This is a genomic window from Janthinobacterium sp. PC23-8 (assembly GCF_002250505.1).
In the GTDB taxonomy this organism is placed as follows: Bacteria; Pseudomonadota; Gammaproteobacteria; order Burkholderiales; family Burkholderiaceae_D; genus Janthinobacterium.
Genome location: NZ_NJGY01000001.1, coordinates 442,805 through 459,495 on the forward strand (window position 1 = coordinate 442,805; position 16,691 = coordinate 459,495).

Consider the following 16,691-nt stretch of genomic DNA (forward strand, 5'->3'; position numbering starts at 1 on the left):
GAATCAAGAGCTGAAAATCAGCTGAAAAAACATCGTTCTCCATCGAGCGAGGACTCTAGCATAGTCATGTAACTGTTTCATTTCTGTCTGAAACATTTGTACATATCAGCAGGGCCACGGCATGGCGCGGCGCACGGCGGCATCAGGCCTGCAGGGCGGCGGCCAGCAAGCCGGCGGCGCACAGGCAGATACAAACTCGCTACAAATCTCCGGCGGTCTTTACGTGGCTTTACCGCCTTTCAATAAAAACAAGCCGGACAAAGCCGGCTTGAGGTCACTGCGGGGTCAGACAGCGGCCTATTTTCCGCCCATCGGATTGGTGCACAGGCAATGCGTGAGCGCCATGAACGGCTTGCGTTCGCTGGTGATGCCGGACAGCCAGCCAAGGTCGCTCGCAATGCCCAGCGCCGCCGCTGGCGGCAGGCCGGTGGCGGCCAGGCCCAGCTTCACATGTTCGCCCAGGCCCAGCGAGGCCATGGCGTTGGCGCCGAACATGCCGATAACGCGGTCGAAGGTCGAGGTTTCGCGCTCGATATAGGCGACGCGATAGTCTGCGCCCAGGTTCGCCCGCTTGGCCGCCGAGGCCAGCGCATCGCGGTAGCTGCCGATGCGGTCGACCAGGTTGCGCTCTTTTGCCTGCAAGCCGGTCCACACGCGGCCCTGCGCCACTTCATTGATTTTTTCGGGCGTGGTCTTGCGGGCCTTGGCGGCGATGTTGATGAAGTCGCCGTACACATGGTTGATCGAGCCCTGTATCACTTGCGCGAAGCGCGGGTCGAGCGGACGCAGCGGATTGCCCGCGTCGGCCAGCCAGGTGGTCGGCGCGCCGGCCGTGTGGATGCCCAGCTTGTCGATGACTTTTTCGGCCGTCGGCAAGATGGCGAACACACCGATCGAACCGGTGATGGTGGCCGCGTCGGCGATCACTTCATCGGAGGAGGTACTGATCCAGTAGCCGCCCGAAGCGGCCACGTTGCCCATCGAGACCACCACCGGTTTGCCGGCCGCGCGCGTCAGTTCCAGTTCGCGGCGGATCAGCTCCGAGCCAAACGCGCTGCCACCGGGCGAATCGATGCGCAGCACCACGGCCTTGATGGCCTTGTCTTCGCGCGCCTGGCGGATCAGGCGCGAGGTGGACAGGCCGCCGACGGCACCGGCCGGCGCCACGCCGTCGCCGATCTCGCCCGAAGCGATCACCACGCCGACGGCGTCGCCGATGCGCGCCGGATGCAATCGGGCCAGGTAGTCGCTGTAGCTGACCTGGCGGAAGTTGTTGCCGTCCTCGTCCTTTGCGCCGCGCGCCATCATCAACTGGCGAATTTCATCGCGCGTTTTCAGGCCGTCGACCAGTTTGGCGTTCAGCGAGGCCTTGGCGATGTCGCCGCCGGTCGCTTCGATCAGCTCGGGCAGCTTGTCGATGCTGGCCATGATGGCGCCGGCCGGCAGCTTGCGCGCCTTTTCCACGTCGGTGGTGTAGGTGGTCCACAGGCCATTGTTCAGGTAGCGGTCCGCTTCGGCGGCCGCCTCCGACGGGCCGTTGGCGATAAACGGCTCGGCAAAGCTTTTATAGGTGCCGACTTTGAGCAGGTTGACCGTCACGCCGACCTTGTCGAGCGCGTCGCGGTAGTAATTGCGGTAGCGGCCAAAACCTTCGAGCATCACGGCGCCCATCGGGTGCACGAACACCTCGTCGGCTTTCGAGGCCAGCAGATACTGGCGCTGGTTGTAGCTCGAACCCCAGGCCGTGACCTTCTTGCCGCTGGCGCGGAAGCGCTCGATGCCGGCCGCCACTTCGCGCAAGGACGCCAGACCGCCGCCTTCGAGGTCATCGAGCAGCAGCACCATGGCGCCGATATGCTTGTCCTTGGCGGCAGTATCGAGCACGGCCAGCACATCGCGCAGCTGCACGGTTTTCTTGACGTCGCCGCTGACATTGGCCAGCACGGCTTCGCGCACGCCACCCGGCGTTTCTTCCACCAGCGGGCCTTGCAGGTCCAGCACCAGCGTGGTTTTTTCCTGCAACGGCTTGGCGCCGCCGCCAAAGATGGCGATCAGGATGGCGATCACGATCAGCAGGAAAATCAGGTTGAACACGGCGCGCCGCGTGGCGTCGAGCGCGCGCCAGAATGCGGCCAGACCGCGGCGCAGCGGAGGAAACGGATTGAGTGACATTGAGTGATGCTCCGTAGAGGGTGAGCTGGAAAAAATCAATATAACTGAAATCTGCGGCGATCGTCCTGTTTTGGCAACTGCGCCGCGCCCTTTGCTGCCGGCGTGGAAATCAAAAACAGGCCCGCCAGCATCAGAGCGCCATTCAAGATCAGCAGTTCCAGGCCGATGCGATAATGCGCAAACAGCAGCGCCTGCTCCTGCTCGACCAGCGCGCACAGGAGCGGCGCGGCCAGCGACACCAAAGGCACCCAGCGGTCGCGCACGCCACGCTGGCTGATCAGACCAAACGCGAACAGGCCCAACAAGGGTCCATAGGTATAGCTGGCCAATTTGAGGATCACGCCTATCATGCTGGGGTTGTCCATCCACTTGAAGGCCATGATCAAGAGCAGGAACAGCGCGGCAAAGCCCAGGTGCACGCGGCGGCGCCAGCGCATCTGCGTGGCCGCATCCAGTTCGTTTCTTTGCTGCAGGCCCAGGATATCGATGCAAAAAGTCGAGGTCAACGCCGTCAACGCGCCATCGACGCTGGGAAACAGGGCGGAAATCAAGGCGATAAAAAAGATCAGCTGCACCACCGCCGGGAAATGCCCGAGCACCACGGCCGGAAACAATTGATCACCCGTCGCCGTCACGCTCACCAAAGGTGCATACAGGTGCAGCAGGCCGCCGAGGAACAAAAACAGCAGCAAGACGCCAGTCAGCACGACGGTGAGACTGAGCATGTTCTTTTGCGAATCACGCAAGGTGCGCACCGAAATATTCTTCTGCATCATCTCCTGGTCCATGCCCGTCATCGCCAGCGTGATGAACATGCCGGCCACGATATGCTTGCCCACGTAGCCAGGGCTGTCCGGGTCAAAGTTGAACACCCGCGCCAGCCCTTGCGAGCGCATGCGCTCGATGCTGTCGATCACGGAAAGATCCATTGCGCGCAGCAGGAACACGGTGCAGATCACCAGGCCAGCGAGCATGCAGGCCGTCTGCACGGTATCGGTCCAGATGATGGTCTTGACGCCCCCTTCACAGGTGTACAGCAGGATCAGGAGCAGCACCACCGAAGCGGTCAGCCAGAACGGCACGCCCAAGCTGTCGAGTATGGTCGCCTGCAGGATATTGACCACCAAATACAGCCGCGCCGTCGCCCCCAGCAGCCGCGACAGGATAAAAAACGCCGCCCCGCTCTGGTACGAGCGCCGCCCCAGCCGCAGCTCCAGGTAGCGGTAAATCGATGTCAGTTGCAGCCGGTAGTACAGCGGCAGCAGGATGAAGGTGATCGCCAGGTAGCCCAATACATAGCCGATCATCAGCTGGATATAGCCGAAGCCGTCGCGCCCTACCGCCCCGGGCACGCTGATAAACGTCACGCCGGTCAGGGTGGTGCCCACCATGCCAAAGGCGACCAGCATCCAGTTGCTGTCCTTGTTACCGATAAAAAAGCTGTCATTGGTGGCATGGCGCGAGGTGCGCCATGCAACGGCGAGCAGGATCAGGAAATAGGCGACGACGACGGAGAACAGGATGGCGGGGGACATGGGGTGCCGAGGCGAAAAGGACAGGGGCGTGAATATACAGCAAAGCCGGACTGTCAAACTTTGTACGGCCGGTTCAGGAAAATACGGGGCCGGCCACACGGCGCCTGCGAAGCCTGGCCAACAAGGGCCGTTCAATCAACAAATAGGCGACGCAGCCAAGTGCGATGGTTCCTGCGAGAACAAGGATATAGGTCGCGCCAGCACCGGCAAATTCGTCAAGGCGCATCTTCATTGACAGTTTTAACAGCACGCCTTCGAGCGCCAGGTGTACCAGATAAATCGTATAGGACGCGTCGCCAACCAGACAGAGGAATGCGGGAATGTTCACATAAGCAGCCGTTTCCAGCTTGGTCACCCCCGCCAGCAGCAGGGCAAAGCCGACGGCAAAGACAATGGAACTCAAATTCTACAGGTAAGGAGTGTACTCGCTGAAGACAGGATTGCCGCCGTATCGCTGCTGCCCCATGGTGATCGACAGGTGAAATGCGGCGACTGACAAAGCGGCAAGCGCACGACCTGCCTGGAGAGTTTTTAGCATTTAACACACTGGAAGGAGTGGCGCCGAATGACAGGGCGGCGATGGAGTTGAGCGCATCTTTTTCATCGGCCATCATGAAAATTACAACAATACCACTCAAATGATCAGAATGACAATAATAAGACGTTGCCCCCCTCGGATTTACCCGGAAATACAAGTGTATAAGAATTGCGGAAGAGATGGTGCGCGTCGCCGACAAAGATAAAACAGGGCAAGAATATAAAGAAAAGTGCCCGCCTCCTTGCGAAGACGGGCACTTTTACTTTTCCTGCCGGCTTACGCCGGCATCAGATACGGCAAGTTATTTCGACAGCTTCACCTGTGTCAACTCCGCCGTCAGATAGCCGACCGCGCCACTGAACTTGTTGTTGTAGTTGGTGTTGATCATGATGTTGAGCTGGTCCTTCAGCGCCGATGGCAACGCCGGGAAGCGGTTCCACTCGTCGCCCGGATGCTGGAAGTTGCTCATGACATAGGTCCAGCCGTTGATCTCGTCGACCGCATGCAAGCCCGTCGATTCCGCACCGGCCGGGCAGGACAGCAAACGGTCCAGCTTTTTGGTATCGACGTTATACGCCCACAAGAAATTGTTCAGATGGTTGCCGCTGTCCTCGCCGATAAACAATGTGCGCAGTTTTTCCGAGAACTTCAAGTTGTCGGGGCTGGCGATCTTGTCCGGATTGGCGCTGTTGCCCAGGCCGTCGGCCGCGATGTCTTCACCGGCGATCAGGACGCTCGATTCGCTCGGCACCCATTCGCTGTCGATGGCCGCGCCGGTATCGTCCTTCTGTCCACCCGCAAGCTTGTGCGACACCACGGCGCCAGCCACCAGCTTCTTGAATTTGACATTGAGGCCGGCCACATAGCCCGAGCCGCCTTCGACCATCGAGTCCTGGATGTTGGCGTAGGCCGAGTAAGCAATCTTGTCCTTGGCATTGACCGTCGTGCCTTCGTTCTTGGTAAAGGCCATGCTGCCGCCCTTGAGGGCGGCGTAGCGATGGGTTTCAAGAAAGGCGGCGGCTTTTTCCTGGCCGGCCTTGACGCGCACCCAGGCGGTTTTCTTGTTCAGGACGATCTTCGTGTAGCTGGTGTCGGACGGATCGGTCATCGTCGAATCCATGATATCGGTGGCCTTGATGCCACCGTCGACCAGCGCCTTGATCTCGGCGTGCGTGGCATGGCCCAGCTTGACCCATTGCAGCTTGCCGGTGGTGGTTTCGGTCAGCTGGGTGGTGTATTTGGCGACGTACAGGGTACCGCCTGCCGCCAGGTCGGCGGCCTTGTCGGCCACGAACATGAACAGACCGCCATTGGTATAGTCGTCGCCGCCGAGGATGGTGCGCTGGTCTGGCATCACCTGCACCAGTTCGCGCGAGTAGCGGCCCAGGCAGTAGTGTTTCTTGATGCTGCCGGTGCCATCCGGGTTGACCGACACTTCCGGCAAGTGGCCGTAGTCATATGGATTGGCGGTGGTGGTATTGCCAAAGACGTTCTTGCTGAACTCCTTGAGCACGGCCAGGGTCTGGCCGCCCAGGCCCTGGTCAAAAGCGTCGGGTTCGTACTCTTCGCTCGACAGATGGGTGTTCCATGGCGACAGGCTGGCGCCGCAGGTAATCCACAGGCCTTTGACGGACGAGGTATCGACATTGTGATATTTCACCAGCGAGAGCTTGCCGGTGCTCTGGTCCTGGTCCAGCGTCAGCACGGCGATCGGCGACGGCAGCGTGCCGTAGGTGGAGGCGCCAGCCTGGTTCAGCGAGTTGTATTCAAACTGCACCACGGCAAACACAGGCTTGCCCTTGACGCCGGTCACCGTGGCGTTGGCCACCGTCAGCATCGAGCTGCCATCCGGCGAGTCCGAGAAGAACTGGCGCTCCTTGCCCGGCACCGACGCGTCGATGATAGGCTGGTTCTTGATGTCGACGTAGCCGCCGGCGATTACGGTGCCGCCCTTGCCGTCCGGCACCCGGTCGCCGGTCAGGAAGAAAGGCTGGTAAGCCAGGTTATAGCTGTTGCTGCTGCCATCGCTGAAATTGACCTTGAGTTTGGAGCCGACCGTGGTGGTGGCCAGTGCGGCAGGGGAACTCGCGGCTGGCGCAGCCATGCCGGTAAATTCTGCGGTGGTAAACGTGACGACCGGGGTACCCGTGCCTGGCGTGGTGGCCGGCGGCACGATGGTATCGGAGCTGCCGCCACAACCCGACATGAAAGCGCTGACACCGGTCAGGCCTGCCAATGGCAGCATGGGGGCGCCGGCAAACAGTTGCAACAGGCGACGACGCGTAGACTCAGGAGCACAATTCGACATTTTTTGTTTCTTTCTTTATAAATAAATATCGTAGAACAAACCAGCTTTGAAGACGATGCCAGATCATAAACAAGGAATATTTCAGCTTGATGACCAGGTACTGGCATCGGCCATGCGCTGAACAGGAAAGAAACGGCCCGCTGATGGTCAGCGCCCGCAAGGCAATGGAGATATTGAATATGGAAGACTACCAGGCCAAGCCGAAGATACTTGCGCCAATTTCAACAATGAGGCGATCTGCTAGAATCATCTGATGAATGCAGACAAACTGGCGCTGCTGCTGACGCGCGAAATGCCCTATGGGAAATATAAAGGACGGCTGCTGGCCGACCTGCCCGGCCACTATCTGGGCTGGTTCGCACGCGAGGGTTTCCCCTCGGGCGAACTGGGCGGTTTGTTGGCGCTGATGTACGAGCTGGACCACAATGATCTGCGCGGCCTGCTCGATCCGCTACGCCCGCCGGGCTGGAAGCGCCGGCAAGACTGATCTCCACTCAGCTGGACCAGGCCAGGCCTGTCGGTCATACATTGCGCCGGAGCGCTTAAAACTGGCGCACTTTTTTGCCAGCATGGTCGACAGCTCGCCGGACGTGACCAGCGCCTGCAACTCGCTGGCGCCACCGACCAGCACGCCGTTGACGAAGACCATCGGAAAAGTCGGCCAGCCGCTCCACATCTTCAGGGCGTTGCGGCGATGCCACTGATTGAAGTAGCTGCCGTATTGCAGATACTGGTAAGGCGTGCCGAGCACGTCGAGGATCTTGCGCGCCTTGCGCGGAAACGGATTGATCGCCATGCCAACCACCACAACTTGATTGGCGGCAATGGCGGCCTGCACTTCGCGTACCAGATCGGCATGCTTGCCGCCGATCAAAGGGCGGGCGGCGGGATGGATCTGGCTTTCGTCGAGTATGGCACGGGTCATGGGAGTCCTGAAGAAGGCACCTGGGGTGCGGATGGCGCATTGTGCCATGAAGGCGAGCCCGGCAAGGTGAAAAAAAGCACCGGGTGTACGGCATTCTGAACTGAGCAGCACTCTCTTCAACTGCCGGCCCCGGCTGCGTTTACGCCCGCAGCAAGACGGTGCAGCGCGCGCCGGCGCGCCGCGCTACATCACCTCTTCCAGCATCAGGTGCCGGCCCTCGCCGAGCATGGTTTCGAATTCCACGGCCGTAACCGCCGGGCTGAACAGATAACCCTGCAACTGGTCGCAGCCCAGGCTGCGCAGGAAACGCATCTGCTCCGGCGTTTCCACGCCTTCGGCGACGATCTCCTGGCGCAGCTGCTGCGCCATGGTGACGATGGCGCGCGCGATGGCGCAATCGTTTTCCTCGTAGGGCAAACCGATCACGAAAGCGCGGTCGATTTTGAGAGTGCTGATCGGAAATTTTTTCAGGTAGGCCAGGCTGGAGTAGCCGGTGCCGAAGTCGTCCAGCGCCAGCGACAGGCCCATCGCCACCAGCTCGTTCATGATCTCGATCACCTTGTCGGCGCCGCGCATCAACAGGCTTTCGGTAATTTCCAGCATGATCTGGTCCGGCCGCACACCGTAGCGCTCGAGCACCGCTGCCACCCTGGCCGGCAGGTGGGCGTCGAACTGGCGCGCCGACAGGTTGACGGCGATCACCGGCATCTGCAAGCCGCGGTCTTCCCAGGCGCGGATCTGCCGGCAGGCTTCATCGAGCACCCAGGTACCCAGTTCCAGGATCAAGCTGGTTTCTTCGGCGACAGGAATAAAGACGCCGGGCGAGACCATGCCGCGCAGCGGATGCTTCCAGCGCAGCAGGGCTTCCGCACCGACGATCTGGCCACTGGTCAAGCTCACTTTCGGCTGGTAATGCAGTTCCAGTTCCCGGTCGCCCAGGGCCAGGCGCATTTCGCTTTCCAGGCGCAAATGCTCCTTGGCGCGGCGATTCATGTCTTCGCGGTAAAACAAAAAGGTCGGCTCGATGGTCTGCGCCGCTTTCGCCACGGCCACGTCGGCAAAGCGGAACAGCGCCGGCGCTTCCATGCCGTCTTCCGGATACACGGTAATGCCGATGCTGGCGCCCACGTACAAGGCGTGGCTGTCGATGCGGATCGGCGCGTCGAGCAGGTTCAGCAGCTTTTGCGCCACATTGGCCGCGTGTTCGCGCTTTTCGATATGCAGCAGGGCAACGACGAACTTGCTGTTGTCGACACGGGCCAGGATATCGGCGTCGCGCAGCGCACCGCGGAACAGCGCGCCGATGGCGATCACCAACTGGTCGCCCACCTCGTGGCCGAGGGTGTCGCTGATCGAGCCGATGCGGCTGATATCGATCACCATCAGCGCGCCATGGGTTTCCTGGCGCTTCGCTTCGGCCAGGCCCTGCACCACCAATTGATTGAGCAGGCAGCGGTTGGGCAAGCCCGTCAGGCTGTCGTAATTGGCCATGCGCTGCATGCGCGCCTCGGCGTCCTTGTGCACCGAGATATCGGAAAACAGCGAGAACACATGGCTCACTTCGCCAAACTCATTGCGCACCACGCTGATGGTGACGGCTTGCGGAAACAGCTCGCCATTCTTGCGCCGGCCGATGATTTCGCCGCGCCAGGAACCATGGCCGCGCATGGCGGCGCGCACCTTGGCGCGGAATTCCGCGTCGTGCACGCCCGAACGCAGCAGGTCCGGCGTGCGGCCGATGGCCTCGAACGGCGAATACCCGGTGATGCGGCTGAAGGAACTGTTGACGGACACGATGCGCTCGTCGGCGTCGGTAATCAAGACGCCCTGCTCGCTGTCTTCGATAATGCGCGCGTGCAGCCTGACCTTGTCGATATCGGGCAACGGCTCGGCCAGCATGGACAGGCGCACGGCCATGCCGCACGTCTTGCCGGACTGGTCGAAAATGGCGTGGCGCTGCATGCGCAGCCAGGTCAGCACACCCGACTTCTTGCGTCGCAGCACATCGACGGCGATGTCCGGCTGCACCGGCAGCAGTTCCAATGGGGTGTCTTGCGCCTCGTCGGGCGGATACAGAAACAGGATGTGCTGGCCCAGCGCTTCGAACTCGGCATACCCGAACATCTGGTCGGCGCCATGGTTCCAGCCGATCAGGTAGCCGTCCAGGTCGATTTCAAGCAAGGCATCGGCCGGCGCCAGGCGCAGCACGGGCCGGCTGGCGCCGCGCAATTGTTCCAGCTCCCCCTGCAACTGCGCCAGGGTTTCGGCCAGTTGCAAGCCGCCCTGCCGCTGCGCTTCATGGCTCAGGCGCAAACACTGCGCAAGCCGCGCCTCAAGCACGGCGCCTCCGCACGACAGCAAACAGGGGAAGGCATAAAGTAGGCGCTGCAGGGAGTGTCATCATCAAAATCCCGTGATCGGGCTTGGAGTTTGGCGCAAAATGCTGCGAATATAGTAACCCGAAATTGTTGTCCCATGTCAACATTTTACAGTTCCACACGATGCAAGCGGTACACGATTGTCCTTGATCAAGCCGATGGCAAGGGCGACGCACCGGGCAGATATTGCGTCAGGCGGGCGAACAGTTCCGGCTCGCGCATGCGCGCCAGCCACCAGCGCAAGGCGGCGCCATCCTCGCCCACCCGCCAGGCCAGGTAGAACGTTTCGGCCGGCTTCGGCTCTTCCACGGCCTTTTCCACCAGCTGGCCGCGCGCGATGGCGGCCCGCGCGCACGGCCCCGGCAAAAAGCCAAACCCCAGGCCCAGCACCTGGTAATCGAATTTCACTTGCATGCCGGGTACGGTCAGGGCGTCTTGTCCCAGCAGCAAGCCCACCGTGCGCGGCGCCAGCTGGCGCGCCGAGTCGGCCACCACCACGGCGCGGTGATGCTGCAGGTCGCCGCGCGTCAAGGGCCGGTCGATGCGCGCCAGTGGATGCGTGGGCGCCACCGCAAACACGAAGTCGAGCATGCCCAGCGGCTGGGCGATATAGCCGCCGCCGGGCGGGCCGTCGCCGGGTGCGCCGACCAGCAGATCGACGCGGCGTTCCAGCAGCGCCTCCCAGGTCCCCGACAGGGTCTCCTGCACCAGGCGCAAGCGCGTCTGCTGCGCCACCTCATAGAAGGCTGCGATATCGCCGGCCAGCGCCCGCGCCGAAAACACCGAATCGAGGCCGATCGCCAGTTCCGTCTCCCAGCCCGAAGCGACGCGCCGCACGCGATGCTCCAGGTCCAGCGCGGCTTTCAGCAGATAGCGCCCTTCTTTCAGCAATTCCTGGCCGGCCGCCGTCAGCACCACTTTCGGGCCGTTGCGCTGGAATACCTGCACGCCCAGGTCGTCTTCGAGCTTGGCGACGGTATACGAGATGGTCGACGGCACTTTGTGCAACTCCTTGCCGGCCGACGAGAACGAGCCGCGGCGGTCGATGGCGTCGACGATTTGCAGGGCTTCCAGGCTGAGTCTTAGCATTCGATTTTTTCGATCATAGCACGGTAATCTTTCCGTTTTTCTTTCTCCGCAGGCAGGCCTATACTCGCTTCATCGCGTCACGAAAGACGAAGTCAGCCAGCCAAATCCGACAAAGCGCGGCAACGGCCCTTCGAAATTATCGCACATTAACTTATCAAGAAATGGAGTCTTACCATGTTACAAATCCGTCATAGCGAAGAACGCGGCGCCGCCAACCATGGCTGGCTCAATTCCCACCACAGCTTCTCGTTCGGCAGCTACCACGATCCGAAACACATGGGCTTTGGTCCTTTGCTGGTGATCAATGAAGACCGTGTCACGCCGGGCCAGGGCTTCGGCACCCACGGCCACCGCGACATGGAAATCATCTCGTATGTGCTCGACGGCGCGCTCGAACACAAGGACAGCATGGGCACCGGTTCGGTCCTGCACTATGGCGATGTACAGCGCATGAGCGCCGGCAGCGGCGTGCGTCACAGCGAATTCAACCACTCGCAAACGGACGGCCTGCATTTCCTGCAGATCTGGATCCAGCCGAACGTGACGGGCATCGCTCCCAGCTACGAAGAGAAACACTTCGCACCGGACAGCAAACAGGGCAAACTGCGCCTGGTTGCTTCTTCCGATGGCCGCCAGGGCTCGGTGCTGATCCACCAGAACGCCTCGCTCTACGCCAGCATCATGCAGGAAGGCGATGCGCTGGAACACGCCATCGACGACGGCCGCACGGCGTATGTGCACCTGATCCGCGGCAGCCTGGTGGTCAACGGCACGCCCTTGAAAGCCGGCGATGCGCTGAAATTGACGCAGGAAGCCAAAGTGAGTTTTACCCAGGCGGAAGATGCGGAATTGCTGCTGTTCGACCTGCCTTACTAAGACAGCGGAAAACGTTTTGCTGCTTTTTGGTATGATGGCAAGGCGCGCCGGCACCGCAGTGGTGCTGCGCGCCTTTTATTTTTGACACTTACCTATATGAGCACAACCATGCAAAGCGGCGCGGACATCCTGGCGACAGGCGAATTGGATTACACGACTTCCTGTGCGCTGCCAACGCCGTGGGCCCAGTTCACCCTGCACGCCTTTGTCGAACACGCAACCGGCAAGGAACACCTGGCCATGGTGCTGGGCAATGTCGGCGACGGCGCGCCGGTGCTGGCGCGCGTGCATTCCGAATGCCTGACGGGCGACGTGCTGTTTTCGCAGCGCTGCGATTGCGGCGCGCAACTGGAAGGCGCATTGAAACGCATTGCCGAGGAAGGCCGCGGCATCCTGCTGTATCTGCGCCAGGAAGGACGCGGCATCGGCCTGATCAACAAGATCCGCGCCTACCGCCTGCAGGAAGCGGGCGCCGACACGGTGCAGGCCAATGAGCAGCTGGGCTTCAAGGCCGACGCGCGCAACTACACCTTGTGCAAACCGATGTTCGAGCAGTTCGGCATCGGCAGCCTGCGCCTGATGACCAATAATCCGCGCAAGATCGCGGCGATGGAAGCGCTGGGCGTGACGGTGGTCGAACGGGTGCCGCTGCTGGTCAACCGCAACGCCTTCAACCAGCACTACCTGAACACCAAGGAAAGCAAGCTTGGCCACATGATGACACCGGCCGAAGCGCCGGCGCTCGAAGACGGCGCCCTGTAAGCCACGCCGCGCGGGCCGGGCGCGTGGCGCCTGGCGCGCGACCCGCTTGCCTCACGCCCTAAGGATGCATGAAATTATTTAACACTGCCTTGTTGCTGGCCGGCCTGTCCGCCGGCACGCACGCCGCCCCGGCGCCCGTCACGCCCCCTGCCGCTACTGGCGCACCAGTGTCCCCCGCCAAGCCGCCGCCCGCCACGGCAGCGCCCGCCGCCACCGAGCATGCGGCCCTGCCGCCGCCGTCCTCGGCCGCGCAAAAGCTGTACACCGCCGCGCGCGCCGATATCCTGCAAGTACGCGTGCTGCTGAAAAATGGCCGCACGCAATCGTCGGTCGGTTCGGGCTTCCTGATCGGCACGGGCGACCTGGTGGTCACCAATTACCACGTGGTGTCGCAATTTGCGCTCGACCCCGATACCTATGTCGGAGAATGGGTGGACACGGTCGGCCAGCGCGGCAACGTCGAACTGCTGGCGGTGGACGTGCTGCACGACCTGGCCGTGATCCGCGTGAACCGCCACGGCACCGGTTTTTTCAGGATGCCGGCGCAACTGGCCACCCTGACGCAGGGCCAGTACCTGTATTCGATGGGCAATCCGCTGGACCTGGGCTTTGCCATTTCCGAAGGCGCCTACAACGGCGTGGTGACGCGCAGCTTTTACGACCAGCTGATGTTTACCGGCCCCATCAATTCCGGCATGAGCGGCGGGCCCAGCGTGACGGCCAGCGGCGACGTGGCGGGCATTAACGTGTCAAAACGCCTCGATGGCGAACTGGTCAGCTTCCTGGTGCCTGCCCGCTATGCCCAGGAACTGCTGGAGCAGGCGGCGCGCCTGGTCAAGCCGCCGAAAGACTTCAAGCCGCTGGTCACCGCACAACTGCTGACCCACCAGGACGCCATGCTGGGGCGACTGCTGGCAACGCCCCTGAGCCTGAAAGCCATGGGTCCGTACCGGGTGCCGGTGCGCGAATCGGAACAGATGCGCTGCTGGGGCCGCTCGAACGTGAAAGCCGACAAGCCGTATACCATCGACAATACGAATTGTGCGATGGAATCGGCGATCTTCATTTCCGGCGCCCTGCAAACGGGGCAGGTGTCGATGCGCCACGAGTTCCTGCGCAGCAGCGAACTGGGCGCCCTGCGCTTTGCCGAACTGGCCAGTACCTCGTTCAAGAACGAAAGCTTCGGCAACTACAAGAGCGTCCACCTGACGGGCCCGCACTGCACCGAACAGTTCGTCAGGAACGCCACCTTGCCGCTGCGCGCCGTCCTGTGCGTACGCGCCTACCGCAAATTTCCCGGCCTGTATGATTTTGCCCTGCTGGCCGCCAGCACCGATGAGCCACTGATGAACCTGCAAAGCCGCATCGACGCGCGCGGCGTATCCTACGCCAACGGCCTGCGCGTGACGCGCACCTTCCTCGACGCGCTGACGCGCACGCCATCAGACAAACTCGCGGGCAAGCCATGAGAGCGCCCTATTACATCGAGATCCTGGCCGCCAATGGCGAGGTGCAACAGCGCCAGCGCATCGCCGCATTGCCGATCCGCATAGGCCGCGGCTATGGCAACGACTTCATTCTCGACGACGCGCATACGGCGCCCGAACACGCCATCGTCGAGGACGACGGCGCGGGCGGCCTGCTGCTGCGCGACCTGGGCAGCCATAACGGCGTGATCCACCAAGGCAAGCGCCAGAGCACCCTGGCCCTGCAGGGCCACACCGTGGTGCGCCTGGGCCATACCCTGCTGCGCGTGCGCGGCGCCGACCAGCAGGTCGCGCCCGAACGCAGCGACACCACCAGGCATGACTGGGAAGGCCTGCGCCCGGCCGTGTCGGGCCTGGCCATGATCGCCGTGTCCGCCGTTTTTTCCAACTGGCTCGGCGACGCCGAAAAATTCGAGCCGATTTCCTATCTGATGATCATCGCCTATGCGCTGGGTGGCGGCCTGGTCTGGGCGGCGATCTGGGCCGTGGCCAACCGTTTGTTCGGCCAGACGGCCCGTTTCGGCCGTCATCTGTTCATTATCGGCTGCGGCCTGGTGGCGATGGAGGTGTGGGAACTGGCCAGCGGCATGGTCGCCTATGCGCTGTCGCTCGAGTCGCTCACGCGCTATGGACGCCATATGTTCATCGTCATCGTCTGCGCCATGATCTTCTTCCACCTGTGGACCATCAAACCCCAGCATCCGCGCCGCTTCGCGCTGGTGGGCGCGGTGCTGGCCATGATCGGCTCGACGTTGATTCTCCTGAGCAACCTGCAACTCAATGGCCGGCTGTCCGATGAACTGTATATGTCCGTGCTGTACCCACCCGTGCTGCGCATCAGCCTTGACCACAGCACGGACAGCCTGTTCAAGGATGCCCAGGCGCTGCAGAAAGGCGTCGATGCCGAACGCGGCAAAGGTGGCGGCGGCGACGAGGACAGCGAGGACGACGGCGCAGAGTAGCTCAGGCGCGGAACACGTCCGGCTGCTTCTGGCCGGTGGTGAAGACCAGCAGGCCCAGGCCGACCAGCAGCATGACGTAGGTCGATGGTTCCGCTACCGGCGACACCGGGACCGGGCCATCGGTGGCGCTGACACTGGCGACGCTGCTGTTAGCCGCCGTGAACTGCGCCTGCTGAAAGCCATCGCAGCAGCTTTGCGGGCCGGCCTGGGCGGCACTCACGCCAAAATCGATGGTCGAACGAAACGCGACATTTTTCGAGCTGCCGAACAGGCTGCTGTTGTCGACGCTGCTGTAGCTGGCCACGGTCTTGCTGCCATAGCCCACGGTTGGCCTGGCGACGGCGGCATCAACCACGCTCTTGTAGGCAGCGGCGCTTTTTTGCGCGCCGGCAGCGAAGTAGCCGGTGGAGATGGTAGTGGTGCTGGCGTTCGCGTGGGCAAACACACCAACAGCGATCAGGGACAAGACCCATTGAGACAAGTTTTTCATGATGATCCAGGAATAAAGGCATGGGAGCACTTCAGCTGAATTCACGCTGCGTTGAGGCGTGTCGGCGGTGCGCTGCAAGGATGAGCGGCCGGTGGCATGACCTTCCGCACGGGTGGCGGACTTGCGGCAGCGTGCTGGCGCCACAAGTGTCCTGGAAAAGGGTCGGGTTTCCGGAACACGATCACAACGATAGACGGGTCAGGCAATCGAATGACACTATTTTATCTGAAAATTCTCAAAAGAAAAGATTTTTTCTTTTTATTATCAAAAATGATTTTATTGCAATACAATCACGGCAAGCCATGCGGAAGAATGCGGCTTGCGCACTGGTGGCAGGGCGCAGGCGATGAGCGGACAGTGTCGCGCAGACACCACAAACCGCCCGGCAGCTGTCGCGTGCCGCCGTGTTCTTTTCACGCATGCCGGCCCCACGCGGCGAAGCAACATGGCAAAATGCATATACGTTACTGTCTGTCCGATGAGGGGGAAAGAGGAAATGGTCGACCTGGAAGAACTACGCTATCTGGCATTGTCATTTCCCGATACCACCGAGGAAGAGCACCATGATCGCCCCGCGTTCCGCGTCGGCGGCAAGATCTTCGCCACCCTGCCCGACGATGAGCACATCAATGTGCTGCTCGATGCGGAAGCGGCGCATATCGCCACCGTCATCTCGCCTCACGGCTGCGAAAAACTGCTGTGGGGCGAACGGCTGGCCGGCATCACGGTGCGCCTGGCGGACGCCGAACTGGACATGCTGGCGGCGGCCCTGACGGCGGCCTGGCGGCGCAAGGCGCCGAGCGACCTGGCGAAAACCATCTCGGCCAGCCCGTAATCAGGCTCAGATACGCCCGCGCCTGAATTCACCGAGGAATTTTTTGACATCGGCCGGCGTCATCGGCACATCCGGGTCGCCATGCCAGGCATACAGATAGGGTGTGCCGCCGAGACGGTCGGTCAGCTTGGCAAACAGTAAAAAACGGCTGCCCAGCCGGTAGCGTTGCAGGTCGACCAGGCGGCGCGAGCATTGCACCGCCAGTTCGGGCGAGAACGCCTGGCCCGGCACCGGACGGATTTCCACCGCGCCGCCGATGTCGCGCGATTCGACGGCGACGTGCCGGTATGCATAGGTATCACGGGCCATGGCGCCACCTTATCTTGAAGAAAGG

15 protein-coding genes and 1 pseudogene are annotated in these 16,691 nt (G+C 61.8%); 6 read left to right on the plus strand and 10 right to left on the minus strand.

Annotated features, from left to right (window positions below; all coding sequences use genetic code 11):
* Positions 1–297: 297 nt before the first annotated feature.
* The 4 genes from sppA to CD932_RS01965 form a co-directional block, all read right to left on the minus strand.
* Positions 298–2,172, minus strand: a complete 1,875-nt coding sequence (gene sppA / locus CD932_RS01950; RefSeq protein ID WP_094441168.1) for a signal peptide peptidase SppA — start codon at positions 2,170–2,172, stop codon at positions 298–300.
* 35 nt (positions 2,173–2,207) lie between these two features.
* Entirely contained in the window at positions 2,208–3,707 is a 1,500-nt protein-coding gene (locus CD932_RS01955; RefSeq protein ID WP_094441169.1) for a sodium:solute symporter, read from the minus strand.
* Positions 3,708–3,780: 73 nt separating this feature from the next.
* The gene (locus tag CD932_RS01960) at positions 3,781–4,110 is read right to left on the minus strand and encodes a hypothetical protein (RefSeq protein WP_094441170.1); all 330 of its coding nucleotides are present in this window, start codon (positions 4,108–4,110) and stop codon (positions 3,781–3,783) included.
* A 436-nt stretch (positions 4,111–4,546) separates the two neighbouring features.
* Entirely contained in the window at positions 4,547–6,553 is a 2,007-nt protein-coding gene (locus CD932_RS01965) for a PhoX family phosphatase (protein ID WP_094441171.1), read from the minus strand.
* Positions 6,554–6,806: 253 nt separating this feature from the next.
* Here CD932_RS01965 and CD932_RS01970 point away from each other — a divergent pair, with 253 nt between their 5' ends.
* Positions 6,807–7,040, plus strand: coding sequence for a DUF3820 family protein (locus CD932_RS01970; protein WP_094441172.1), 234 nt, complete (start codon positions 6,807–6,809; stop codon positions 7,038–7,040).
* A 75-nt stretch (positions 7,041–7,115) separates the two neighbouring features.
* Here CD932_RS01970 and CD932_RS01975 read toward each other — a convergent pair.
* The 3 genes and pseudogenes from CD932_RS01975 to CD932_RS01985 form a co-directional block, all read right to left on the minus strand.
* A pseudogene (locus CD932_RS01975) lies at positions 7,116–7,478 on the minus strand (glutaredoxin domain-containing protein); the annotation flags it as partial.
* Positions 7,479–7,661: 183 nt separating this feature from the next.
* The gene (locus CD932_RS01980) at positions 7,662–9,818 is read right to left on the minus strand and encodes a bifunctional diguanylate cyclase/phosphodiesterase (RefSeq protein ID WP_094443396.1); all 2,157 of its coding nucleotides are present in this window, start codon (positions 9,816–9,818) and stop codon (positions 7,662–7,664) included.
* A 188-nt stretch (positions 9,819–10,006) separates the two neighbouring features.
* Positions 10,007–10,945, minus strand: a complete 939-nt coding sequence (locus tag CD932_RS01985) for a LysR substrate-binding domain-containing protein (RefSeq protein WP_094441174.1) — start codon at positions 10,943–10,945, stop codon at positions 10,007–10,009.
* Positions 10,946–11,119: 174 nt separating this feature from the next.
* Between CD932_RS01985 and CD932_RS01990 the strand changes: the two genes are divergently transcribed.
* From CD932_RS01990 to CD932_RS02005, 4 genes are all read left to right on the plus strand, one after another.
* The gene (locus tag CD932_RS01990; protein ID WP_094441175.1) at positions 11,120–11,821 is read left to right on the plus strand and encodes a pirin family protein; all 702 of its coding nucleotides are present in this window, start codon (positions 11,120–11,122) and stop codon (positions 11,819–11,821) included.
* A gap of 108 nt (positions 11,822–11,929) precedes the next feature.
* Positions 11,930–12,583, plus strand: coding sequence for a GTP cyclohydrolase II (gene ribA / locus CD932_RS01995; RefSeq protein WP_094441176.1), 654 nt, complete (start codon positions 11,930–11,932; stop codon positions 12,581–12,583).
* A gap of 68 nt (positions 12,584–12,651) precedes the next feature.
* On the plus strand, positions 12,652–14,052 hold the full coding sequence (locus CD932_RS02000) for a serine protease (RefSeq protein WP_094441177.1): 1,401 nt from the start codon (positions 12,652–12,654) through the stop codon (positions 14,050–14,052).
* Positions 14,049–15,032: an FHA domain-containing protein gene (locus CD932_RS02005; protein ID WP_094441178.1), complete on the plus strand. Its 984-nt coding sequence runs from the start codon at positions 14,049–14,051 to the stop codon at positions 15,030–15,032. The genes CD932_RS02000 and CD932_RS02005 overlap by 4 nt, the downstream gene beginning before the upstream one ends.
* 1 nt (position 15,033) lies before the next feature.
* Here the strand turns inward: CD932_RS02005 and CD932_RS02010 are convergent, their stop codons facing one another.
* Together CD932_RS02010 and CD932_RS27995 are read right to left on the minus strand one after the other, a co-directional pair.
* On the minus strand, positions 15,034–15,522 hold the full coding sequence (locus CD932_RS02010; protein ID WP_094441179.1) for a PEP-CTERM sorting domain-containing protein: 489 nt from the start codon (positions 15,520–15,522) through the stop codon (positions 15,034–15,036).
* 235 nt (positions 15,523–15,757) lie between these two features.
* Positions 15,758–15,943, minus strand: coding sequence for a hypothetical protein (locus CD932_RS27995; protein WP_141213149.1), 186 nt, complete (start codon positions 15,941–15,943; stop codon positions 15,758–15,760).
* Between the two features lie 75 nt (positions 15,944–16,018).
* Between CD932_RS27995 and CD932_RS02015 the strand changes: the two genes are divergently transcribed.
* Positions 16,019–16,357, plus strand: coding sequence for an MmcQ/YjbR family DNA-binding protein (locus CD932_RS02015; RefSeq protein WP_094441180.1), 339 nt, complete (start codon positions 16,019–16,021; stop codon positions 16,355–16,357).
* Positions 16,358–16,363: 6 nt separating this feature from the next.
* On the opposite strand, the gene CD932_RS02020 is transcribed toward CD932_RS02015, so the two are convergent.
* Complete coding sequence (locus CD932_RS02020) at positions 16,364–16,666, minus strand: hypothetical protein (protein ID WP_094441181.1); 303 nt, start codon at positions 16,664–16,666, stop codon at positions 16,364–16,366.
* Positions 16,667–16,691: the final 25 nt, after the last annotated feature.

Coding starts and splice junctions, on each gene's coding strand:
- sppA (WP_094441168.1), bottom strand. CDS start 2,172: ATGTCACTCAATCCGTTTCCTCCGCTGCGCCGCGGTCTGGCCGCATTC.
- CD932_RS01955 (WP_094441169.1), bottom strand. CDS start 3,707: ATGTCCCCCGCCATCCTGTTCTCCGTCGTCGTCGCCTATTTCCTGATC.
- CD932_RS01965 (WP_094441171.1), bottom strand. CDS start 6,553: ATGTCGAATTGTGCTCCTGAGTCTACGCGTCGTCGCCTGTTGCAACTG.
- CD932_RS01970 (WP_094441172.1), top strand. CDS start 6,807: ATGAATGCAGACAAACTGGCGCTGCTGCTGACGCGCGAAATGCCCTAT.
- CD932_RS01985 (WP_094441174.1), bottom strand. CDS start 10,945: ATGCTAAGACTCAGCCTGGAAGCCCTGCAAATCGTCGACGCCATCGAC.
- CD932_RS01990 (WP_094441175.1), top strand. CDS start 11,120: ATGTTACAAATCCGTCATAGCGAAGAACGCGGCGCCGCCAACCATGGC.
- ribA (WP_094441176.1), top strand. CDS start 11,930: ATGCAAAGCGGCGCGGACATCCTGGCGACAGGCGAATTGGATTACACG.
- CD932_RS02000 (WP_094441177.1), top strand. CDS start 12,652: ATGAAATTATTTAACACTGCCTTGTTGCTGGCCGGCCTGTCCGCCGGC.
- CD932_RS02005 (WP_094441178.1), top strand. CDS start 14,049: ATGAGAGCGCCCTATTACATCGAGATCCTGGCCGCCAATGGCGAGGTG.
- CD932_RS02010 (WP_094441179.1), bottom strand. CDS start 15,522: ATGAAAAACTTGTCTCAATGGGTCTTGTCCCTGATCGCTGTTGGTGTG.
- CD932_RS27995 (WP_141213149.1), bottom strand. CDS start 15,943: ATGCGTGAAAAGAACACGGCGGCACGCGACAGCTGCCGGGCGGTTTGT.
- CD932_RS02015 (WP_094441180.1), top strand. CDS start 16,019: ATGGTCGACCTGGAAGAACTACGCTATCTGGCATTGTCATTTCCCGAT.
- CD932_RS02020 (WP_094441181.1), bottom strand. CDS start 16,666: ATGGCCCGTGATACCTATGCATACCGGCACGTCGCCGTCGAATCGCGC.